The organism is Streptomyces canus 299MFChir4.1 (assembly GCF_000383615.1).
GTDB classification, from domain to species: Bacteria; Actinomycetota; Actinomycetes; order Streptomycetales; family Streptomycetaceae; genus Streptomyces; species Streptomyces canus_C.
Window position 1 is genome coordinate 147,566 of the sequence record NZ_KB911600.1, and the last position, 19,551, is coordinate 167,116.

The following is a 19,551-nucleotide window of genomic DNA, read 5'->3' on the forward strand; positions in this document are numbered from 1 at the left end:
GCGGCGACCGGTGCCTCGCAGTCAGCGCGCCACCGTAGGATGGACGGCATGGCCAAGACCAGTACGACGACCCAGGGGCTGCGTGCGGCGATCGAGCGCAGCGGCTACTACCCGGCCCTCGTGGCCGAGGCGGTGGAGGCCGCCGTGGGCGGCGAGCCCATCCGGTCGTACCTGGTCCACCAGGAGACGACGTTCGACCAGAACGAGGTGCGGCGGCACGTGACCGTGCTCGTCCTCACCGGCAACCGCTTCATCGTGAGCCACACCGACGAACAGGCCGCGGACACCACGTCCCCGACGCCGTACGCCACCACCTCCACGGAGTCCGTGAAGCTCGGCCGGATCTCGTCGGTCGTGGTCAGCCGGGTCGTCGCGAACCCGGAGCAGTACCAGCCGGGCACCCTGCCCCGCGAGGTCGTGCTGACCATCGGCTGGGGCGCCGTCTCCCGCATCGATCTGGAGCCCGCCGCCTGCGGCGACCCCAACTGCGAGGCGGACCACGGCTACACCGGCAGCTCCACGGCGGACGACCTCAGCCTGCGCGTCAGCGAGGCCGGGGACGGCCCGGACACCGTGCGCCAGGCGCTCGCCTTCGCGCAGGCCATCTCCGAGGCGACCGCGGACGTCACCCCCTGATGGTGCAGCCTGCCTCCGCCTGGGACCACCCGGAACCCCTCGCCCTCGACACCGCGCCCGTCCCCGAGTACGGCAGCGGCTCCCTCGCCGACCTGCTGCCCACCCTGGCCGCCGGCATGGCCGTACCGGGCACCGCCGCCGCGATCCACGAGCTCACCCCCGCCGACCGGAACTGCGTGTTCCTGATCGACGGCCTCGGCTGGGAGCAGCTGAAGGCGCACCCGGACGAGGCGCCCTTCATGACCTCCCTGCTGGCCAGCTCGCGCGGCGGCACCGGCCGCCCCCTGACCACCGGCTACCCCGCGACCACCGCGACCTCCCTCGCCTCCGTCGGCACCGGACGCCCGCCCGGCGCCCACGGCCTGCCGGGCTACACCGTGCGCAATCCGGCCACCGGCGAGCTGATGAACCAGCTGCGCTGGCAGCCGTGGACCAAGCCGCACGTCTGGCAGCCGTACCCCACCGTCTTCCAACTCGCCGACCGGGCCGGGGTGCACGCCGCCCAGGTCTCCTCGCCCACCTTCCAGAACACCCCGCTGACCAAGGTCGCGCTCAGCGGCGGGACGTTCCACGGGCGGCTGTCCGGCGAGGAGCGCATGGACCTCGCGGCCGAGCAACTCGCCGCAGCGGACCGCTCGTTGGTCTACACGTACTACGCCGAGGTCGACGGCGCGGGACACCGCTTCGGCGTCGACTCCGACACCTGGCGCGGCCAGTTGATGTACGTCGACCGCCTGGTCCAGCGCCTAGCCGAGCAACTGCCGCCGCACAGCGCGCTGTACGTCACCGCCGACCACGGCATGGTCGACATCCCCTTCGACGAGCAGCACCGCATCGACTTCGACGAGGACTGGGAACTGCGCGCCGGGGTCGCCCTGCTCGGCGGCGAGGGCCGGGCCCGCCATGTCTACGCGGTACCCGGCGCCGCAGGCGATGTGCTGACCTGCTGGCGGGAGGTCCTCGGCGAGCAGTTCTGGGTCGCCTCCCGGGACGAGGCCATCGCGGCGGGCTGGTTCGGGCCGCCGGACCACTTCGACGAGCGGGTGTACGGCCGGATCGGCGACGTGGTCGCCGCCGCCCGCGACGACGTGCTGCTCATCGCCTCCGAGCGGGAGCCGAAGGAGTCGGCCATGGTCGGCAACCACGGTTCGATGACCCCCGCCGAGCAGCTCGTCCCGCTGCTCGAAGTACGCTCCTGAAGCCGATCCGGCCCTTCCGCCGCAGAAACCGAAAGGTGCTCGACCACCCATGCCCGAGCTGGTGTTCTTCTCCGGAACCATGGACTGCGGGAAGTCCACGCTGGCTCTCCAGATCGAGCACAACCGTTCGGCGCGTGGTCTGACGGGCATCATCTTCACCCGCGACGACCGGGCGGGCGAGGGCAAGCTGTCCTCGCGGCTCGGTCTGGTCACGGACGCGGTCGAGGTCGAGGACGGTCAGGACCTGTACGCCTACCTCGTCGACCACCTCTCCCAGGGCGGCCGCGCGGACTACGTGATCGCGGACGAGGCGCAGTTCCTCGCGCCGGAGCAGATCGACCAACTCGCCCGCGTGGTCGACGACCTGGACCTCGACGTCTACGCCTTCGGTATCACCACCGACTTCCGCTCCAAGCTGTTCCCGGGCTCCCAGCGCCTGGTGGAACTGGCCGACCGGGTCGAGGTCCTCCAGGTCGAGGCCCTGTGCTGGTGCGGCGCCCGGGCCACCCACAACGCCCGTACGGTCAACGGTGAGATGGTCGTCGAGGGCGCCCAGGTGGTCGTCGGTGACGTCAACCAGGCCGACGACATCGGCTACGAGGTCCTGTGCCGCCGGCACCACCGCCGCCGTATGACCGCGGGCACGGCACGCGCGGCCGCGCTGTCCCCGGACGTCCTGCCGGTTCCGTCGGCCGGGGCGCGCTTCTGACCCGAGTCCTTCAGGGTCTCAGTGCGGGTTCTCGATCAACGAGAAACGCGCTCCCTCCGGGTCCGCCACCGTCGCCACACGGCCGTGCGGGCTGTCGTGCGGCGGTGCCAGCACATGGCCGCCGAGGTCGGTGAGGAGGCGGGCGGAAGCGGTCACGTCGGCCACCTCGAAGTACGTCATCCAGTGCGGCCCCCGGTCGCGGGGGAGCGCGTGGCCGACACCGTGGAGACCGGCCACGGGACGGCCGCCGGCGTGGAGGATGACGTAGTCGAGGTCGGCGGAGGCCACCGGCTCCCCCTCGCAACCGAACACAGTCTCGTAGAACTTGGTGACGCTCACCGTCTCGAAGGTGAGCAGCTCGTGCCAGGCGGGAGTGCCCGGTACGCCGGCGACGGAGGTGCCGAGGTGGGACGCGGCCTGCCACACGCCGAACACGGCACCGGACGGGTCCGAGCCGATCACCAGCCGCCCGGCGTCCCCGGCGTCCAGCGGCCCCACTCCCACCGTGCCGCCGCACAGCCGTACCGACTCGGCGGTCAGGTCGATGTCGTCCGAGGCGAGGTAGGGCGTCCAGGCGACCGGAAGATGGCGGTCGGGCGGCAGCTGTCCGATCCCTGCTACGTCCTGGCCGTCCAGCAGGGCCCGGACATAGGGCCCGAGCTGCTGCGGGCCCGGCACGAACTCCCAGCCGAACAGCGACCCGTAGAACTCCTGGGTCGCGGCCGGCCCGTGCACCATCAGACTCACCCAGCAGGGTGTACCGGGCGTGTGCCGAGCGGGCGGGGCGGCCGACCCCCTTGCCTCGGTCATCGTCACTCTCTCCCCGGCCCCTCGCGGTGGCCGTCTCGTGTCCGCTGTCCGGACCTCCGTGCCGATGCTCGCACCACCCGCGGCGCAACGCGCTCCGGGCGCGCCGCCGCACGGCCTCCCGCGCCGGGAGGGTGCCTGTCGTGCGGCTGCCTGGCCCCTGCCACGCGATGGCCGACGGATGTCGATCGGCTGTACAGCATGTGCCCGTTCCCGTACGCCTGGTGACCGGGCCTGTCCGGCGGAGCAGAGTAGCCGGACATGGACGACGCGGCCACCCCGTGCGCGAGGATGGTGGCCATGAACGCCATCATCTCCGCATCCGAACTCGCGAGCGACCTGGCCGGCCCGAACCCGCCCGTCCTGCTCGACGTCCGCTGGCAGCTGAGCGTGGCCAACGCGGCCGGCGAGCCGCCCTTCGACGGCCGGGCCGAGTACGCGGCCGGGCACATCCCGGGTGCGCACTACGTCGACCTGGACCGGGAGTTGGCCGGGCGGGCCGGCACCGGCGGGCGGCACCCGCTGCCCGACCTCGCGGAGTTCGGCGCCGCGATGCGCCGGGCGGGTGTCTCCTCGGGCACGCCGGTCGTCGTGTACGACGGCGGACAGGGCTGGGCGGCCGCCCGCGCGTGGTGGCTGCTGCGCTGGACAGGTCACCCGGACGTGCGAGTCCTCGACGGCGGATTGACGTCCTGGCAGGGGCCGCTGCAGTCCTCCGTGCCGGGTCCGGCTCTCGCCGAGGGCGACTTCGAGCCGGTGCCCGCGGCGGCCGGTCTGCTCGACGCCGACGCGGCCGCGGCGCTGGCCCGCGCAGGCGTGCTACTGGACGCGCGCGCGGGGGAGCGGTACCGCGGCGAGGTGGAGCCCATCGACCGGGTCGGCGGCCACATCCCGGGCGCCCGCTCCGCGCCCACCACGGACAACGTCGGCCCGGACGGCCGCTTCCTGCCCCCGGAGGAGCTGAACGCCCGCTTCAAGGCCCTCGGCGCCACCGAGGACGCGGCGGTCGGCGTCTACTGCGGCTCCGGCGTCTCCGGCGCCCACGAGGTCCTGGCCCTGGCGGTCGCGGGCATCCCGGCGGCGCTGTACGTCGGTTCCTGGTCGGAATGGTCCTCGGACCCGGAGCGCCCGGTCGCCGTGGGGCCGGATCCCCAGTAGCTCCCGGGCCGTACGACGAGAAAGGGCCGCACTCGACGAGCGCGGCCCTGATCCTCGTACGACGGACTAATCCTGCTTCTTCCGCCGTGTGCCGAACACGATCTCGTCCCAGCTCGGGACCGCCGCTCTGCGGCCCGGACGGACGCCGTCGGCTTCGGCCTGGCGGTCGGTCGCGCCGATGAGGCGGTCGCGGTGGCTGGCCACCGAACGCGGCATGAGGACGTCCGCGTAGGCGGAACCGGCCGAGGCCGCGGGAGCCGGCGGCTCCTCCGCCTCGGGCTCCTCCTCAAGTGCGGGCGGTTCCTCGATGCTCGCCGTCTCGGACGGCCGCTCCGGTACGACCATGTCGCCCCGGAAACTCGGCACGGCCTCCAACAGGCTGGTCAGCGAGTCCCGTTCACCGACGGCCTCCTCGGTGGGCTCGGCCGGGGGCAGGCTCGGCCGGTCGAGGGCGCGGTCCAGCGGACGGTCGCGCGGCAGTCGCGCGATACGCGGCACGAACGGGAAGCTGGGCTCCGGCGCGCCGAGGTCCTCGGACTCGCCGATCAGCGAGCGGGCCTCCTCGTCGACGGCCTGGACGAGCCGCCGGGGCGGGTCGTAGGTCCAGCTCGCCGAGTGCGGTTCGCCCGCGACGCAGTAGACCAGCAGCACCTCCCAGGTGCCGTCGTCACGGCGCCATGAGTCCCACTGGACGGTGTCCTTCTCGGCGCCGCGCAGCAACAGCCGCTCCTGCACGGCCTCGCCGAGCTGCGGCCCCGCGTTCTCGCCGGGCCGGCGGACCGGGGTCTTGCGGGCTCGTTCGGCCATGAAGGCGCGCTCGGCGAGCACGGGGCCCTCGAAGCGCCGTACACGGTCTACGGGGATACCTGCGAGCTGGGCTACCTCTTCCGCGGTGGCACCCGCGCGTATACGCGCCTGGATGTCGCGGGGACGGAGATGGCTTTCGACCTCGATCTCGATCTGGCCGAGGCGGGGACGGTCGCCGCGCACCGCTGCGCGCAGACGTTCGTCGATCGGAAGCGTGTACTCCGTTGCGTCGGCAGCCTTCAGCACCAGCCGTGTGCCGTCATTGGAGACGGCCACGACACGCAGTTCGGGCATGGGGACCTCCCGGGTGGTGCCTGCCGACGTCACGTGCGTCGCTGCTTCCGCTAGTCGAGTGTGGCCTGCCCGGGTGCAGCCTGCCACAACCTTGCCGAGTTGCCCGGCGTGTCGGGCACTGGCCCTGGAACGCCGTTATGGCACGGTTACCTATTCGCAACGCTAAGTGACCAACTCCGTCACCCTGTGCAACTAGCCCCCTCCCGGCCGCCCTTGAAGGCCACGGACGCCCTGGCGGGAGACCGGACCCAGGGCTCGCAACAGTACTCCATTTGGGCCACGTGCGTGGATTGGCGCGCCACTCAACTTCGTTCAAGAAACGCTGCCCGGCCCTTCGTTGAGCGGATTCCGCGATCTTGAAGTGGTGCACTTCACGGAATCACCAGAAACGGAACTATTGGCTTCGGATGTATGTCCGGCAACCGTCCGCTTATGCCCCCAATACCCGGCGCAAGTAGTCGTTCTGGAAACGCCGGTCGGGGTCGAGACGGTCGCGGAGTGCGGTGAACTCGCCGAAGCGGGGATAGACGCCGGCGAAGTATTCGGCGTCGCGCGTGTGCACCTTCCCCCAGTGCGGGCGTCCCTCGTGCGCCGTGAAGATCCGCTCCGCGGCCGTGAAGTACGCCTGGTACGGCGTCCCCTTGACCATGTGGACAGCGATGTACGCGCTGTCCCGGCCCGAGGCGGTGGACAGCGTGATGTCGTCGGCGGGCGCGGTGCGCACCTCCACGGGGAAGCTGACCCGCAGCCCGGAGCGGTCGACCATCGTCTTCAGTTCCTGCAGCGTCTCGACCACGGCCTCGCGCGGGACGGCGTACTCCATCTCCACGAACCGCACCCGGCGGGGCGATGTGAAGACCTTGTACGGGATGTCGGTGTAGGTCCGCGAGGACAGCGCCTTGCTGGAGATCCGCGCGATCGAGGGGATCGTGCCCGGCGCCGCGCGGCCGACCCACTGGGCCACCTGGAAGACGCCGTTGGAGAGGAACTCGTCCTCGAACCAGCCCTGGAGCTGCGGCACCGGCTTCTCCGGGCCCGCGCTGCGGTTGTTGCGCTTGGTGTTGGTGGAACCGGTGTGCGGGAACCAGTAGAACTCGAAGTGTTCGTTCTCGGCCCAGAGTTCGTCGAAGGCGCTGGTGACCTTGTCGAAGCTCATGGGCTCCTCGCGGGCCGTGAGCAGGAAGATCGGCTCGACGGCGAACGTGATCGCGGTGACGACGCCGAGCGCGCCCAGACCGATCCGGGCGGCCGCGAAGACCTCGGGGTTCTCCTTCTCGGAGCAGGAGAGCACCGAGCCGTCGGCCGTGACCAGTTCAAGGCCCTTGATCTGGGCGGCTATCGAGCCCGACTCGCGGCCCGTGCCGTGGGTGCCGGTGCTGGTGGCCCCGGAGACCGTCTGCTCCATGATGTCGCCCATGTTGGTCAGCGACAGTCCCTCGCGCGCGAGAGCCATGTTGAGCCTCTTGAGCGGCGTACCGGCCTCCACCGTGACGGTCATGGAGTCCCGGTCAATGGTGCGGATACCGGTCAAGAGGTGAGGGCGGATCAACACACCGTCGGTCGCGGCGATCGACGTGAAGGAGTGCCCGGTGCCGACGGCCTTCACCTTGAGACCGTCCTCGGCGGCCTTCCGCACGGCGGCAGCCAGCTCGTCGACCGAAGCGGGCGTGACCTCCCGCGCGGGACGCGCGGCGACATTGCCGCCCCAGTTACGCCACGTGCCGTTCTTCGCGCTCGCTGCCGTGCTCAACGCTGCCTCCCCGACGCGGAACCGGCCTCGTGAGCCGGCGGTACCCCAGGAAACCGACCGCGACCGCGACGGCCCCGGACACCGCCGGAACCCCGTACCCGGCGCGCGCACCGGCCGCGTCGATCACCCAGCCGGCCACGGAGGAGCCGAGCGCGACCCCGACCGCGAGCCCCGTACTGATCCAGGTCATGCCCTCGGTCAGTTGCGCGCGTGGTACGTGCTGTTCGATCAGCGACATCGTCGTGATCATCGTGGGAGCGATGGACAGGCCCGCGACGAACAGCGCCACGGCCAGAAACGGCAAGTTTCCGACCAGTAGGAGGGGGATCATACTCACGGCCATGGCGCATATGCCCAGCAGCCAGCGAGGTTCGGGCCGCCCCCCGAAGTGCAACAGGCCGAACACGAGACCCGCGACGCACGAGCCCGCCGCGTAGAGCGCGAGCACGAGGCTCGCGGCACCCTTGTGGCCCTGCTCGTCGGCGAAGGCCACGGTGACCACGTCCACCGCCCCGAAGATCGCGCCCGTGGCCACGAAGGTGAGCACCAGGACCTGCAGACCCGGCGCCCGCAGCGCCGAACGGCCGCCGTCCTGCCCGCGCGGGTGCGGGGCCGGCTCGGTGGCCCGCTGCGCGGTCAGCCAGAAGACACCGACCGCCAGGAAACAGGCGGCGAGCAGCGGCCCCGCCTCGGGGAACCAGGCCGTGGACAGCCCGATGGAGATGATCGGCCCGAAGATGAAGCAGACCTCGTCGATCACCGACTCGAAGGAGTACGCGGTGTGCAGCTGCGGGGTGCCGCGGTACAGGGCCGCCCACCGCGCGCGGATCATCGCACCGAGGCTCGGCACCGCGCCGATGCCGACGGCACACACGAACAGCACCCAGTCCGGCCAGCGGAAATGCGCGGCGAGCAGCATCCCGGCGGACGCCACCAGCGCGACGAGCGTCGCCGGGCGCAGCACCCGCCGCTGGCCGTGCCGGTCCACCAGCCGGGAGACCTGCGGGCCGATCACCGCGGCGGCCAGAGCGATGGTCGCCGACAGCGAGCCCGCCAGGCCGTACCTTCCGGTGAGCTGGGAGATCATCGTGACCACGCCGATGCCCATCATCGACAGCGGCATCCGGCCGACGAAGCCCGCGGCTGAGAAGGTCCTGGAGCCGGGGGCGGCGAACAGGGCGCGGTAAGGGCTGGGCACAGGGTCTCCGGTCGGCCGGTGAGCAGCGGCTCGGGTGGCGGTAAGGCGCGAACGCGCCTCATACAGCTTACGGGTGCGGGGCCCCGACGCACCCGGCGGGACGGCCGGGAACCCGGCCGTCCACCCGGCCGGTTCCCGGCTGTCAGTACCGGATGACAGGATCGACCCATGCGAGACGCGCTCGACGCCACCCCCTACGACGCCCTGCTCCTGCTCTCGTTCGGAGGCCCGGAGGGCCCGGACGACGTGGTCCCGTTCCTGGAGAACGTGACGCGCGGGCGTGGCATCCCCAAGGAACGTCTGAAGGAAGTCGGTCAGCACTACTTCCTGTTCGGCGGGGTCAGCCCCATCAACGACCAGAACCGCGCCCTGCTGGACGCCCTGCGCAAGGACTTCGCGGACCACGGCCTGGGCCTGCCGGTCTACTGGGGCAACCGCAACTGGGCGCCCTACCTCACGGACACCCTGCGCGAGATGGTCGCCGACGGCCACCGCCGCGTCCTGGTCCTCGCCACCAGCGCCTACGCCTCCTACTCGGGCTGCCGCCAGTACCGCGAGAACCTCGCCGAGTCACTGGCCACCCTGGAGGCCGAGGGCCTGGAACTGCCGAGGATCGACAAGCTGCGGCACTACTTCAACCACCCCGGCTTCCTGGAGCCCATGATCGACGGGGTGATCGCGTCCCTCGCCGAGCTCCCCGAGGACGTCCGCGACGGCGCCCACATCGCCTTCTCGACCCACTCGATCCCGAACGCGTCCGCGGACACCTCCGGGCCGGTGGAGGGCCACGGAGAGGGCGGCGCGTACGTCGCGCAGCACCTGGAGGTCTCCCGGCTGATCGCCGACGCCGTCCAGGAGCGCACCGGCGTCGACCACCCCTGGCGGCTCGTGTACCAGTCGCGCTCCGGCGCGCCGCACATCCCGTGGCTGGAGCCCGACATCTGCGACCACCTGGAGGAGCGTCACGCGTCCGGCGTCCCGGCCGTGGTGATCGCGCCCATCGGCTTCGTCTCCGACCACATGGAGGTCCTCTACGACCTCGACACGGAGGCCAAGGCCAAGGCGGAGGAGCTCGGCCTGCCGATGCGCCGGTCGGCGACCGTGGGCGACGATCCCCGCTTCGCCGCCGCCGTCCGCGACCTGGTGCTGGAGCGGGCCGCGGTGGAGCGCGGCCAGGAGGTCACGCCCTGCGCCCTCGGCGCGCTCGGGGCCGGCCACGACGTCTGCCCGGTCGGCTGCTGCCCGACCCGCGCCGCCAAGCCCGCCGCCGCGGGCGTCGACAGCCCGTACGCGTGAGGAGCCCCGTGACCGACCCCCTGCACGCGGAACTGCTTCGGCTGGCCCAGGAGGCCGCCCGTCGCGCCGGCACCCTGCTGCGCGACGGCCGCCCGGCCGACCTCGCGGTTGCCAAGACGAAGTCCAGCCCCATCGACGTGGTGACCGAGATGGACATCGCGGCGGAGAAGCTGATCACCGATGTGATCTCCCAGCACCGCCCGGACGACGGCTTCCTCGGCGAGGAGGGTGCCGCCACCGAGGGCACCAGCGGCGTCCGCTGGGTCGTCGACCCGCTCGACGGCACGGTCAACTACCTTTACGGGCTGCCGACTTGGTCCGTCTCCATCGCCGCCGAGCAGGACGGCGAAACCGTCGTCGGGGTCGTCGCGGCGCCGATGCGCGGCGAGACGTACCACGCGGTCCGAGGCGAGGGCGCCTGGGCCACGGGAGCGTGGGAGGGCGAGCGCAGGCTGGCCTGCCGCCCGGCGCCGCCCCTGGAGCAGGCCCTGGTGTCGACCGGCTTCAACTACGTCACCGAGGTCCGCACCCACCAGGCCGAGGTGGCCCGGAAGATGATCCCGCTGCTGCGCGACATCCGCCGCGGCGGCTCGGCGGCGGTCGACCTGTGCGACCTGGCCGCGGGCCGCCTGGACGGGTACTACGAGCGAGGTCTGAACGCCTGGGACTACGGGGCGGGCGACCTCATCGCCCGGGAGGCGGGCGCCCTGACCGGCGGCCGCCCCGGAGAGCGACCGAACCCCGCCCTGACCGTCGCCGGCAGCCCGGGGGTCTTCGAGCCCCTCCAGCAGCTCCTGGAGGACTTCGGGGCCTGGCACGACTGACCGGCCGACCGCGGGCGAACACCAGGTGAACAGGCCCGTGCACCGACGCAGCGGGCCCCCGGCGCTGGATTCGCCGGGGGCCCGCTGTCGTGCCGCGAAGCCGATCAGACGCTAGGCGCTGACCTCCACACCGTGTTCGGCCGCGAGGCGGCGCAGGTCGTCGAGCTCGCCCTGCTCCACTTCGACGAGGAAGTCGTCGCCCTCGTTACGGGCCCGCGTCAGGTCGGTCTCGGTCGCCCTTATCCGCTGCAGAAGTCCTGCGGTGAATGCGTCCATGCTGCGCCCCCTCGTCCTGGGTCGTGGGTCGGTGGCACGGGGGTGTGCCGTTCGGAAGGGGCGATCACGTCTCTTGCGGGTGCCCAGCGCTGCCCAGGCCGGGCGGCGACGGTGCCGGACACCCACGCCCGCTCTGCGGAAGCGGATCGCGCCGTGCCGCATGGTGGTACGGCACATGCAGAGCGTGATCGCGGGGTGTAAAGCCGTCCTCCCCCCGCTCCCTCCGACGGAAACCTCAACCGCGAGAGAAAATCCCGCATTCCCGCTCTCACACCCGTCTTTCAGGCGCCCCTCACCCGCCTTACAGCCGACTTATGGCCGAAAAGGGCAGGATGGAGACCAACACTCACCCGAACCCCTGCCCGCGCGTTCCCGAAGCGCGCTACGCGGGTGGACACAGGAAGGACAAGCGACGTGCGCGTACTCGTCGTCGAGGACGAGCAGCTGCTCGCCGATGCGGTGGCCACCGGACTGCGCCGGGAGGCCATGGCCGTCGACGTCGTGTACGACGGCGCGGCCGCCCTGGAGCGCATCGGCGTCAACGACTACGACGTGGTCGTCCTCGACCGTGACCTCCCCCTGGTCCACGGCGACGACGTCTGCCGCAAGATCGTCGAGCTCGGCATGCCCACGCGCGTGCTGATGCTCACGGCCTCCGGCGACGTCAGCGACCGCGTCGAGGGCCTGGAGATCGGCGCCGACGACTATCTGCCCAAGCCCTTCGCGTTCAGCGAGCTGACGGCACGCGTGCGTGCTCTCGGCCGGCGCACCAGCGTGCCGTTGCCGCCGGTCCTGGAGCGCGCCGGGATCAAGCTCGACCCCAACCGCCGCGAGGTGTTCCGCGACGGCAAGGAAGTCCAGCTCGCCCCCAAGGAGTTCGCCGTCCTGGAGGTGCTGATGCGCTCCGAGGGCGCCGTCGTCTCCGCGGAGCAGCTCCTGGAGAAGGCCTGGGACGAGAACACCGACCCGTTCACCAACGTCGTGCGGGTGACCGTCATGACCCTGCGCCGCAAGCTGGGCGAACCCCCGGTGATCGTCACGGTCCCCGGCTCGGGCTACCGGATCTGATCCCGTGGCCTCGACTCCCGCGCCTCCCCAGGCGCCCCCGAAGCCCACCTGGGATCCCAGGAGGCCGGCGCCGCCGCTGCCGTGGCTGCGCCCGACCATCCGCATAAGGCTCACCCTGCTGTACGGCGGCATGTTCCTGATCGCGGGCATCCTGCTGCTGTCGATCATCTACCTGGTGGCGGCGCAGGCGCTGAACGTCGGCAGCCAACTGCCCTTCAAGATCACCGAGGGCAGAGTCGCGAGCGACATCTGCAACCTGCCCACGGGCGTCTCGCCCGACGTCATGAACAAGGCGATGGACAACTGCGTCAACGACCAGCGCCAGCACGCCCTGGACGACCTGCTCAGCCGCTCCCTGCTGGCGCTCCTCGGTCTCGCGATCATCGCCTTCGCCTTCGGCTACGCGATGGCGGGGCGGGTTCTGTCGCCGCTCGGCCGGATCCTGCGCACGGCGCGCGCGGTGGCCGGTTCGGACCTCTCCCGCCGTATCGAGCTGGACGGCCCGGACGACGAGCTCAAGGAACTGGCCGACACCTTCGACGACATGCTGGAGCGTCTGGAGCGGGCTTTCACGGCCCAGCAGCGCTTCGTCGGCAACGCCTCGCACGAGCTGCGGACACCGCTGGCGATCAACCGCACTCTGCTGGAGGTGCACCTGTCCGATCCGGGTGCCCCGGTGGAGCTCCAGCAGCTGGGCAAGACACTGCTGGCCACCAACGAGCGCAGCGAGCAGCTCGTGGAGGGTCTGCTGCTGCTCGCGCGCAGCGACAACCAGATCGTCGAGCGCAAGCCCGTGGACCTCGCCGAGGTCGCCGGGCAGGCGGTCGACCAGGTGCACGGCGAGGCGGCGGCCAAGGGCGTGGCGATCCGCGGCGAGCAGAAGTCGGCAGTCGTCCAGGGCAACGGCGTCCTGCTGGAGCGCATCGCCCTGAACCTGGTGCAGAATGCCGTGCGCTACAACGTGGCCGAGGGCGGCTGGGTCGAGGTCACCACGGAGATCCAGCACGGGCACGCGGTGCTCACGGTCTCCAACACGGGCCCGGTCGTGCCGGCGTACGAGGTCGACAATCTCTTCGAGCCCTTCAAGCGGCTGCGCGGCGCCGACCGCACCGGCAGCGACAAGGGCGTCGGTCTCGGACTGTCCATCGTGCGGTCCGTGGCACGGGCGCACGGCGGGCACATCACCGCTCAGCCACGCGAAGGGGGTGGACTGGTGATGCGAGTCACCCTTCCGGTCTGAGACCATGGCCCCCGCACCGGGATCGATATACAGGGATGTTCGCTTTGCGCGGAATTTCCCGGGCAGCGTAAGGACTGCCGCATGTGTGATCGATCACAAGGGAGATTTTCCCGCCATCCACTCTCCGTGATCATGCACCCTGTCGGAAAGCCGGGAAACTCCGGGTTTTCAGGGGTCCTGATCACGGGAAGTACACGGTGAGACGCCTTTGAAGTGCGGGATTCGGACCGTGTACGGTCCCGATCGCCATCCAACCCGATCACTCAAGAGGAGTCCGGTTGGGTGTCGATTGAGTAACAGACCTTGATGTGAGGCAAAATCTCCGCCTCGGGTCGGGCACAAGTCCGGCCTCTCACGCGTTACGTGCGCTGGAGACACCGCAGACACCCAGAGGGGGAGAGCGACATGGCAACGGATTACGACACCCCACGCAAGACCGACGACGACGTCGACTCGGACAGCCTTGAAGAGCTCAAGGCGCGTAGGAATGACAAGTCGACCTCCGCAGTGGACGTCGACGAGTTCGAGGCCGCCGAAGGCCTGGAACTGCCCGGAGCGGACCTCTCGAACGAGGAGCTGGCCGTCCGGGTGCTGCCCAAGCAGCAGGACGAGTTCACCTGCATGAGCTGCTTCCTGGTGCACCACCGCAGCCAGCTGGCCCGGGAGAAGAACGGCCAGCCGATCTGCCGCGACTGCGACTGAGGGCGGGTCGGGCATGACTGGCTCGACCCCTCCTTGGAAGCGCCGCTCCCTCCGGCAGGGAGCGGGGCAGGGACCGTCCGACGGCCCCCACCGCGCGCGTGACGACGAGCGGGGCTCTTTCGACCCGGGAGCCTCGCTCGAACCGGCGGCCGACCGGACCGACCATCCGGCGCCGACCGATTCGACCAGGACGCCCGCGCCCGTCGCGAAACGACGGGTGGCGGCGATCCGGGACAAGGCCCGGGAAGGGGCCCGCAAGGGCGGTAGCCGGGCCAGGGCGGGCCTGGCGTACCTCACCGACCGGATCATCGAGAACGCCCCGCGTGTCCCCGTACGGGACCTCGCGACCCTCCGTCGCCAGTTCCCCGGTCTCGGACCCGAGGAGCTCGCGGACAAGCTCGTCACGGGCGCCGCGAGCGCCACGGCGACGGTCGGAGCGGGGGTCGGTGCGGCGGCGATGCTTCCCGTGCCGCCGGCGATGCCGACCGAACTGGCCGCCGAGATCACCGGCGTCGCCGCGATCGAGCTGAAGCTGATCGCCGAACTCCACGAGGTCTACGGCCTACGGCCGCCCGGCAACCTCAAGGAGCGCAGCACCGCGTATCTGAACTCCTGGTCAGGAGAGCGCGGGATCGACGTGAAGAAGCCGTCGACCGTGAGCGGCTCGCTCAACACCCAGATGAAGCATCAGCTGCGGCAGCAGATCATGAAGCGGATGATCCGCGACCTGCCGAACCTCATGCCGTTCCTGGTCGGCGCGGCCGTCGGGGCGGTCATGAACCGCCGGGACACCAGAAAGCTCGCCGAGCGGATCCGCAAGGACCTGCGCAGGGCCCAGGTGCCCTGGGGCGAACTTCCCGCGCTGCCGGCCCTGGAGATCCCGGCGAACCCGCTGGAGCTGGAGAAGTAAGACTTCCGTGAGAAGTCCGGACCTCAACCGTCCCTACGGTCGGGTGAAGTCCTGCACGAACGTTCTAGGCGGCGGCCGTGCGGGCCGTCTTCAGCGCCTCGGCCAGCCGCTCCGGCGCGCGCGTCGACAGGTACAGATACGGCGTCGGGTCGTCCGGATCGGTGACCTCCACCTTCAGCGCCCTCGGAATGTAGGCGCGCAGCAGCAGGAAGGCGCGGGTGTCGGCCTTGTAGGTCCGCCAGGCGCGGGCCTCCTCCGGGTCCAGGATCTCCGCCTCGCCCAGCGCCGACACCGGGATCTTCGCCTCGCCCGCGATCAGCGAGTCACCCACGATCCGGATGCGCAGCGAGCCGTAGGAACTGGCGACGACCGCCGCCGCGGCGGTGCCGCCGACCAGGCCGCCGAACAGCGGCAGGGTGCCGAAGGGGAGCAGGATCAGCGCGAAGGAGACCCCGACCAGGAAGGAGATCAGCCACCAGGAGCGGGGGGCGGTGAGGCGTTCGTCGTACGGGACGGCGGAGGGCTGCATGAAACCAAGCTTGGCACGGTGTCCTGATAGACCCGACGCGCGGGTAAGGTCTGCGCCTGTGAGTGGTACTTCCCCGGCTCTCCAGCCTCCCGCCGACGCGGCGCAACCTGTGCGCCACCCGGACGCCCCCGCGCCCGGTGAGCTGCTCGGTGCGCACTACGGCCAGTGTTTCGGCTGTGGCGGCGAGCAGTCCCACGGGCTGCACCTGGAGGCGCGGGCCGGCGAGGGGGTCTCGGTGACGGCCGAGTTCACCGTGCGCCCCGCCCACCAGGGCGCTCCCGGACTCGCGCACGGCGGAGTGCTCGCGACCGCCCTCGACGAGACCGTGGGCTCACTCAACTGGCTGCTGCGCACGATCGCCGTGACCGGACGCCTGGAGACCGACTTCGTACGGCCGGTGCCCGTCGGCACGGTGCTGTACCTGGAGGCCGAAGTGACCGCGGTGGCCGGGCGGAAGATCTACTCGAGCGCCACCGGCCGGATCGGCGGCCCCGAGGGGCCCGTCGCGGTCCGCGCGGACGCCCTGTTCATCGAGGTCAAGGTCGACCACTTCATCGACAACGGCCGCCCGGAGGAGATCCGGGCCGCCATGGACGACCCGGACCAGGTCCGGCGTGCCCGTGCCTTCGAGGTGAACCCGTGAGCCGTGAGCCCCTGAACGTGCTGATCCGGCGCGTCGACCCCGACGTACCGCTTCCGTCGTACGCGCACCCCGGTGACGCGGGGGCCGATCTGCGGACCACCGAGAGCCGTGAACTGAAGCCGGGGGAGCGGGCCGTGCTGCCCACGGGGGTGTCTGTGGCGCTCCCGGAGGGGTACGCGGCCTTCGTGCACCCGCGATCCGGTCTCGCCGCCCGCTGCGGTGTCGCTCTCGTGAATGCCCCGGGGACGGTTGATGCCGGGTACCGTGGGGAGATCAAGGTGATCGTGGTGAATCTCGACCCGCACGAGTCGGTGCGGTTCGAGCGTTTCGACCGGATCGCCCAACTCGTCGTCCAGCAGGTCGAGAGGGTCCGCTTCCAGGAGGTCGCGGAGCTTCCCGAGTCGGCGCGGGCCGAGGGGGGCTTCGGGTCCACCGGCGGTCACGCCGCCGTGGGCGACGGGGGCGATACAAGCGCTGAGGCCGCCATGGGCGGCACAACGGGTGGGAATCGATACGCATCGGTCGTATCCGACCGGGAAGGACAGTGACGTGTTCGGACGTCGCAAGAAGAAGGGTGCCGCCGAGGACGCGGCCGGCGAGGCCGAGCAGGTCGTCGACAGCGTCGACACTGAGGCGGACGACGTAGAGCGCGAGCGCGTACGGCTGGAGCCGGAGCCGCGCCCCGACGGGCCCTGGGACGACACCGAGGTCCGCGACCCCGCCGAGGGCCGCGTGGACCTGGGCGGAATGTTCGTCCCGGGTGTCGACGGCATGGAGCTGCGGGTCGAGGTCGCGGGCGACGCGATCGTCGCGGCCACCGTCGTGCTGCGCGACAGCGCCATCCAGCTCCAGGCCTTCGCCGCTCCCAAGCGCGAGGGCATCTGGGGCGAGGTGCGCGAGGAGATCGGCTCCGGCATCACCCAGCAGGGCGGCATCGTCGACGAGGTCGAGGGTCCGCTGGGCTGGGAGCTGCGCGCCCAGGTACCGGTGCAGCTGCCGGACGGGACGGGCGGCTTCCAGGTCGTGCGGTTCGTGGGTGTGGACGGCCCGCGCTGGTTCCTGCGCGGTGTGATCTCGGGTCAGGGCGCGGTGCAGCCGCAGGCGGCCGGGCTCCTGGAGCAGATCTTCCGGGACACCGTCGTGGTCCGCGGCGAGGGCCCGATGGCGCCCCGCGACCCGATCGTCCTCAAGCTGCCGAACGACGCCCAGATGGTCCCCGAGGGCATCCAGCAGCAGGAAGAGGGCTCCCGCTTCTCCGGCGGCATGGGCCAGCTCCAGCGTGGACCGGAGATCACCGAAGTCCGGTAGTCGTACGACGTCGAGGCCCGAGGGCCGTACCCCGTGAGGGGTGCGGCCCTTTTTCGTGCGTGCTCGTGCGCGGGACCTTGACGCCGGATTGGTCTGTACCTACCTTCTCGGCTCAGCGCGCCTGTTCACACAGGCACTTTGTGTTCATATACGAGAACGGAAGGCCCCCCACGTATGCGCAGAACCGCTCTTGTGGCCGCTGTCGTGGCCCTCGCCGCCGGTGCTCTCGCCGTGCCCGCCGACGCCGCGCCCGCCACCTTCGTCCATCCTGGAGTCACTGTCTCCGAAGGGCAGTTGGCCTTCGCTCGCAGCAAGGTCAACGCGGGTGCCCAGCCCTGGAAGGGTGCCTTCGACCAGATGCTGGCGAGCAAGTACGCCGACCTGAACCGCACGCCCAAGCCGCGGGCGGTCGTCGAGTGCGGCTCGTACTCGAACCCCAACTACGGCTGCACCGACGAGCGCGAGGACGCGATCGCCGCCTATACCGACGCCCTCGCCTGGTACATCACCCGGGACGAGCGGTACGCCAAGAAGGCCATCCAGCTCATGGACGCCTGGTCGGCGGTGATCACGGACCACACCAACAGCAACGCGCCCCTCCAGACCGGCTGGGCCGGCTCCTCCTGGCCCCGGGCCGCCGAGATCATCAAGTACACGTACACCGGGAGCTGGGCGAACTCCGGACGCTTCGCGACCATGCTGCGCAACGTCTACCTGCCCGAGATCATCAACGGCTCGAACTCCAACGGCAACTGGGAGCTGTCGATGATGGAGGCGGCCGTCGGCATCTCCGTCTTCCTGGAGGACAAGACGTCGTACGACAAGGCCATGACGAAGTTCCGCACCCGTACCGCGGCTTACGTCTATCTCGACTCCGACGGTGAGCTGCCGAAGACCGTGCCGAGCCAGAACCTCAACACCCGGGACAAGATCGTCGGTTACTGGCAGGGGCAGTCCACGTTCGTCACCGGGCTCACCCAGGAGACCTGCCGGGACTTCACGCACACCGGGTACGGCATCTCCGCGATCTCGCACGTCGCCGAGACGAGCCGGATCCAGGGGCAGGACCTGTACGGCACGGACGTGGGTGAGCGGCTGCGGCAGGCGCTGGGGTTCCAGGCCAGGTACGAGCTGGGGACGGCCGTGCCGAGCTGGCTGTGCGGCGGGTCGCTGAAGCTGGGGCTCGGGCCGGTCACCGAGGTCGGGTACAACGCGCTGCACAACAGGCTTGGCATGGGCATGACTAACACGCAGGCCCTGACCGAGCGGAACCGCCCGGCGGGCAGCAACAACCTCTTCGTGGCCTGGGAGACGCTCACCCACGGGGACAACCCGAGCTGAAACCGTTGTAGGCCGGGCGCCGCGCGGTTGATACTGGCGCCCGGTTTCGCGGTTCGCGGTTCGCGGTTTCACGGGGGAGGACGCATGACTCAGGTGGTCACCGAGACCATGGTGCGGGTCGAGGACATCCACAGGTCGTTCGGTGAGGGGGCCGCCGCGGTGCACGCGCTGCGCGGGGTCTCCTTCGAGGTGCCGCGCGGTGAACTGGTCGCCCTCAAGGGGCGCTCGGGCTCCGGGAAGACCACGCTGCTCAACATCGTCGGCGGGCTCGACCGGCCCGACCGGGGGCGGGTCGAGCTCGACGGGGTCGACATCGCGGGGCTGGACGAGGACGGGTTGCTGGCCCTGCGCCGGGACCGTATCGGCTTCGTGTTCCAGTCCTTCGGGCTCATCCCGATCCTCACCGCAGCCGAGAACGTCGGCGTGCCGATGCGGCTGCGCCGGATGGACGCACGCGCGCGTGAGGAGCGCGTCGAGCTGCTGCTGGCCCTGGTCGGCCTCGCGGACCACGCGAAGCAGCGGCCCGGTGAGCTCTCCGGCGGCCAGCAGCAGCGAGTCGCCATCGCCCGCGCGCTCGCCAACGAACCCTCCCTCCTCGTCGCCGACGAGCCGACCGGCCAGCTGGACGCGGAGACCGGGCACGCGGTCATGGAGCTGCTGCGGGCGGTCGTCCGCAGTGAGAACGTCACCGCGCTGGTGGCCACCCACGACGCGACCCTGCTGGACCTGGCGGACCGGGTGCTGGAGCTGGGGGACGGGGAGATCGTGGGGCACTGAGGGACGTCCATGGGGCGCGCTTCCGGGCGGGTCGGGGTGGGAGCGTCGCGGCGGCGAGCGGTGTGCGCTCCGGGACGCG

Annotated in this window: 21 protein-coding genes; 15 read left to right on the plus strand and 6 right to left on the minus strand. The window is 71.0% G+C overall.

Going from position 1 to position 19,551, the window contains the following annotated elements; all coding sequences use genetic code 11:
- The first annotated feature begins 48 nt into the window (after positions 1 to 48).
- Genes H293_RS0132035 through H293_RS0132045 form a run of 3 tightly spaced genes read left to right on the plus strand, consistent with a single transcriptional unit; the run spans position 49 to position 2,544 of the window.
- The gene (locus H293_RS0132035) at positions 49 to 636 is read left to right on the plus strand and encodes a DUF5998 family protein (RefSeq protein ID WP_020121910.1); all 588 of its coding nucleotides are present in this window, start codon (positions 49 to 51) and stop codon (positions 634 to 636) included.
- Positions 636 to 1,835 (plus strand): alkaline phosphatase family protein, encoded by a 1,200-nt coding sequence (locus H293_RS0132040; RefSeq protein WP_020121911.1) that lies wholly within the window; start codon positions 636 to 638, stop codon positions 1,833 to 1,835. The genes H293_RS0132035 and H293_RS0132040 overlap by 1 nt, the downstream gene beginning before the upstream one ends.
- A 49-nt stretch (positions 1,836 to 1,884) precedes the next feature.
- Positions 1,885 to 2,544 (plus strand): thymidine kinase, encoded by a 660-nt coding sequence (locus tag H293_RS0132045; protein WP_020121912.1) that lies wholly within the window; start codon positions 1,885 to 1,887, stop codon positions 2,542 to 2,544.
- Between the two features lie 18 nt (positions 2,545 to 2,562).
- Here the strand turns inward: H293_RS0132045 and H293_RS0132050 are convergent, their stop codons facing one another.
- Complete coding sequence (locus tag H293_RS0132050) at positions 2,563 to 3,354, minus strand: VOC family protein (protein ID WP_028808377.1); 792 nt, start codon at positions 3,352 to 3,354, stop codon at positions 2,563 to 2,565.
- Between the two features lie 297 nt (positions 3,355 to 3,651).
- Here H293_RS0132050 and H293_RS0132055 point away from each other — a divergent pair, with 297 nt between their 5' ends.
- Entirely contained in the window at positions 3,652 to 4,509 is an 858-nt protein-coding gene (locus tag H293_RS0132055; RefSeq protein WP_028808378.1) for a sulfurtransferase, read from the plus strand.
- A 66-nt stretch (positions 4,510 to 4,575) separates the two neighbouring features.
- Here H293_RS0132055 and sepH read toward each other — a convergent pair whose 3' ends face one another.
- The 3 genes from sepH to H293_RS0132070 form a co-directional block, all read right to left on the minus strand.
- A complete protein-coding gene (sepH, locus tag H293_RS0132060; protein WP_020121915.1) occupies positions 4,576 to 5,610 on the minus strand; it encodes a septation protein SepH in 1,035 nt (344 codons plus the stop codon).
- Between the two features lie 430 nt (positions 5,611 to 6,040).
- Positions 6,041 to 7,360, minus strand: coding sequence for a D-arabinono-1,4-lactone oxidase (locus H293_RS0132065; RefSeq protein WP_020121916.1), 1,320 nt, complete (start codon positions 7,358 to 7,360; stop codon positions 6,041 to 6,043).
- Entirely contained in the window at positions 7,320 to 8,558 is a 1,239-nt protein-coding gene (locus H293_RS0132070) for an MFS transporter (protein WP_020121917.1), read from the minus strand. The genes H293_RS0132065 and H293_RS0132070 overlap by 41 nt, the downstream gene beginning before the upstream one ends.
- Positions 8,559 to 8,726: 168 nt before the next feature.
- Here H293_RS0132070 and H293_RS0132075 point away from each other — a divergent pair, with 168 nt between their 5' ends.
- Both H293_RS0132075 and H293_RS0132080 read left to right on the plus strand, forming a co-directional pair.
- Positions 8,727 to 9,854 (plus strand): ferrochelatase, encoded by a 1,128-nt coding sequence (locus H293_RS0132075; protein ID WP_020121918.1) that lies wholly within the window; start codon positions 8,727 to 8,729, stop codon positions 9,852 to 9,854.
- An 8-nt stretch (positions 9,855 to 9,862) separates the two neighbouring features.
- Positions 9,863 to 10,678: an inositol monophosphatase family protein gene (locus tag H293_RS0132080; RefSeq protein ID WP_020121919.1), complete on the plus strand. Its 816-nt coding sequence runs from the start codon at positions 9,863 to 9,865 to the stop codon at positions 10,676 to 10,678.
- 111 nt (positions 10,679 to 10,789) lie between these two features.
- Here H293_RS0132080 and H293_RS59310 read toward each other — a convergent pair whose 3' ends face one another.
- Positions 10,790 to 10,954, minus strand: a complete 165-nt coding sequence (locus H293_RS59310; RefSeq protein WP_020121920.1) for a hypothetical protein — start codon at positions 10,952 to 10,954, stop codon at positions 10,790 to 10,792.
- A 414-nt stretch (positions 10,955 to 11,368) separates the two neighbouring features.
- Here H293_RS59310 and H293_RS0132090 point away from each other — a divergent pair, with 414 nt between their 5' ends.
- The 4 genes from H293_RS0132090 (at position 11,369) to H293_RS50330 (ending at position 14,874) form a co-directional block, all read left to right on the plus strand.
- Positions 11,369 to 12,022 (plus strand): response regulator transcription factor, encoded by a 654-nt coding sequence (locus H293_RS0132090; protein WP_007385219.1) that lies wholly within the window; start codon positions 11,369 to 11,371, stop codon positions 12,020 to 12,022.
- Positions 12,023 to 12,026: 4 nt separating this feature from the next.
- Positions 12,027 to 13,262 carry a sensor histidine kinase gene (locus H293_RS0132095; RefSeq protein WP_028808379.1) on the plus strand — a complete coding sequence of 412 codons (1,236 nt, stop codon included), beginning with the start codon at positions 12,027 to 12,029 and terminating at the stop codon, positions 13,260 to 13,262.
- A 405-nt stretch (positions 13,263 to 13,667) separates the two neighbouring features.
- Positions 13,668 to 13,964, plus strand: a complete 297-nt coding sequence (locus H293_RS0132100; RefSeq protein WP_005481602.1) for a DUF4193 domain-containing protein — start codon at positions 13,668 to 13,670, stop codon at positions 13,962 to 13,964.
- A gap of 13 nt (positions 13,965 to 13,977) precedes the next feature.
- Complete coding sequence (locus tag H293_RS50330) at positions 13,978 to 14,874, plus strand: hypothetical protein (protein WP_028808380.1); 897 nt, start codon at positions 13,978 to 13,980, stop codon at positions 14,872 to 14,874.
- Positions 14,875 to 14,938: 64 nt separating this feature from the next.
- On the opposite strand, the gene H293_RS0132110 is transcribed toward H293_RS50330, so the two are convergent.
- Positions 14,939 to 15,403, minus strand: coding sequence for a DUF3093 domain-containing protein (locus H293_RS0132110; RefSeq protein WP_020121923.1), 465 nt, complete (start codon positions 15,401 to 15,403; stop codon positions 14,939 to 14,941).
- Positions 15,404 to 15,461: 58 nt separating this feature from the next.
- Between H293_RS0132110 and H293_RS0132115 the strand changes: the two genes are divergently transcribed.
- The 5 genes from H293_RS0132115 (at position 15,462) to H293_RS0132135 (ending at position 19,472) form a co-directional block, all read left to right on the plus strand.
- Positions 15,462 to 16,046, plus strand: coding sequence for a PaaI family thioesterase (locus tag H293_RS0132115; protein WP_028808381.1), 585 nt, complete (start codon positions 15,462 to 15,464; stop codon positions 16,044 to 16,046).
- Complete coding sequence (gene dut / locus H293_RS0132120) at positions 16,043 to 16,594, plus strand: dUTP diphosphatase (RefSeq protein WP_020121925.1); 552 nt, start codon at positions 16,043 to 16,045, stop codon at positions 16,592 to 16,594. Before H293_RS0132115 ends, dut begins: the two co-directional genes overlap by 4 nt.
- Before the next feature lies 1 nt (position 16,595).
- Positions 16,596 to 17,354: a DUF3710 domain-containing protein gene (locus H293_RS0132125; RefSeq protein WP_020121926.1), complete on the plus strand. Its 759-nt coding sequence runs from the start codon at positions 16,596 to 16,598 to the stop codon at positions 17,352 to 17,354.
- Between the two features lie 174 nt (positions 17,355 to 17,528).
- The gene (locus H293_RS0132130) at positions 17,529 to 18,695 is read left to right on the plus strand and encodes an alginate lyase family protein (RefSeq protein ID WP_028808382.1); all 1,167 of its coding nucleotides are present in this window, start codon (positions 17,529 to 17,531) and stop codon (positions 18,693 to 18,695) included.
- An 84-nt stretch (positions 18,696 to 18,779) separates the two neighbouring features.
- Complete coding sequence (locus tag H293_RS0132135; protein ID WP_007385227.1) at positions 18,780 to 19,472, plus strand: ABC transporter ATP-binding protein; 693 nt, start codon at positions 18,780 to 18,782, stop codon at positions 19,470 to 19,472.
- The last annotated feature ends 79 nt before the right edge of the window (positions 19,473 to 19,551 follow it).

Excerpts from the sequence above, each read along its gene's own strand:
- H293_RS0132035 (WP_020121910.1), top strand. The coding sequence starts at position 49 with ATGGCCAAGACCAGTACGACGACCCAGGGGCTGCGTGCGGCGATCGAG.
- H293_RS0132040 (WP_020121911.1), top strand. The coding sequence starts at position 636 with ATGGTGCAGCCTGCCTCCGCCTGGGACCACCCGGAACCCCTCGCCCTC.
- H293_RS0132045 (WP_020121912.1), top strand. The coding sequence starts at position 1,885 with ATGCCCGAGCTGGTGTTCTTCTCCGGAACCATGGACTGCGGGAAGTCC.
- H293_RS0132050 (WP_028808377.1), bottom strand. The coding sequence starts at position 3,354 with ATGACCGAGGCAAGGGGGTCGGCCGCCCCGCCCGCTCGGCACACGCCC.
- H293_RS0132055 (WP_028808378.1), top strand. The coding sequence starts at position 3,652 with ATGAACGCCATCATCTCCGCATCCGAACTCGCGAGCGACCTGGCCGGC.
- sepH (WP_020121915.1), bottom strand. The coding sequence starts at position 5,610 with ATGCCCGAACTGCGTGTCGTGGCCGTCTCCAATGACGGCACACGGCTG.
- H293_RS0132075 (WP_020121918.1), top strand. The coding sequence starts at position 8,727 with ATGCGAGACGCGCTCGACGCCACCCCCTACGACGCCCTGCTCCTGCTC.
- H293_RS59310 (WP_020121920.1), bottom strand. The coding sequence starts at position 10,954 with ATGGACGCATTCACCGCAGGACTTCTGCAGCGGATAAGGGCGACCGAG.
- H293_RS0132100 (WP_005481602.1), top strand. The coding sequence starts at position 13,668 with ATGGCAACGGATTACGACACCCCACGCAAGACCGACGACGACGTCGAC.
- H293_RS50330 (WP_028808380.1), top strand. The coding sequence starts at position 13,978 with ATGACTGGCTCGACCCCTCCTTGGAAGCGCCGCTCCCTCCGGCAGGGA.
- H293_RS0132110 (WP_020121923.1), bottom strand. The coding sequence starts at position 15,403 with ATGCAGCCCTCCGCCGTCCCGTACGACGAACGCCTCACCGCCCCCCGC.
- H293_RS0132130 (WP_028808382.1), top strand. The coding sequence starts at position 17,529 with ATGCGCAGAACCGCTCTTGTGGCCGCTGTCGTGGCCCTCGCCGCCGGT.
- H293_RS0132135 (WP_007385227.1), top strand. The coding sequence starts at position 18,780 with ATGACTCAGGTGGTCACCGAGACCATGGTGCGGGTCGAGGACATCCAC.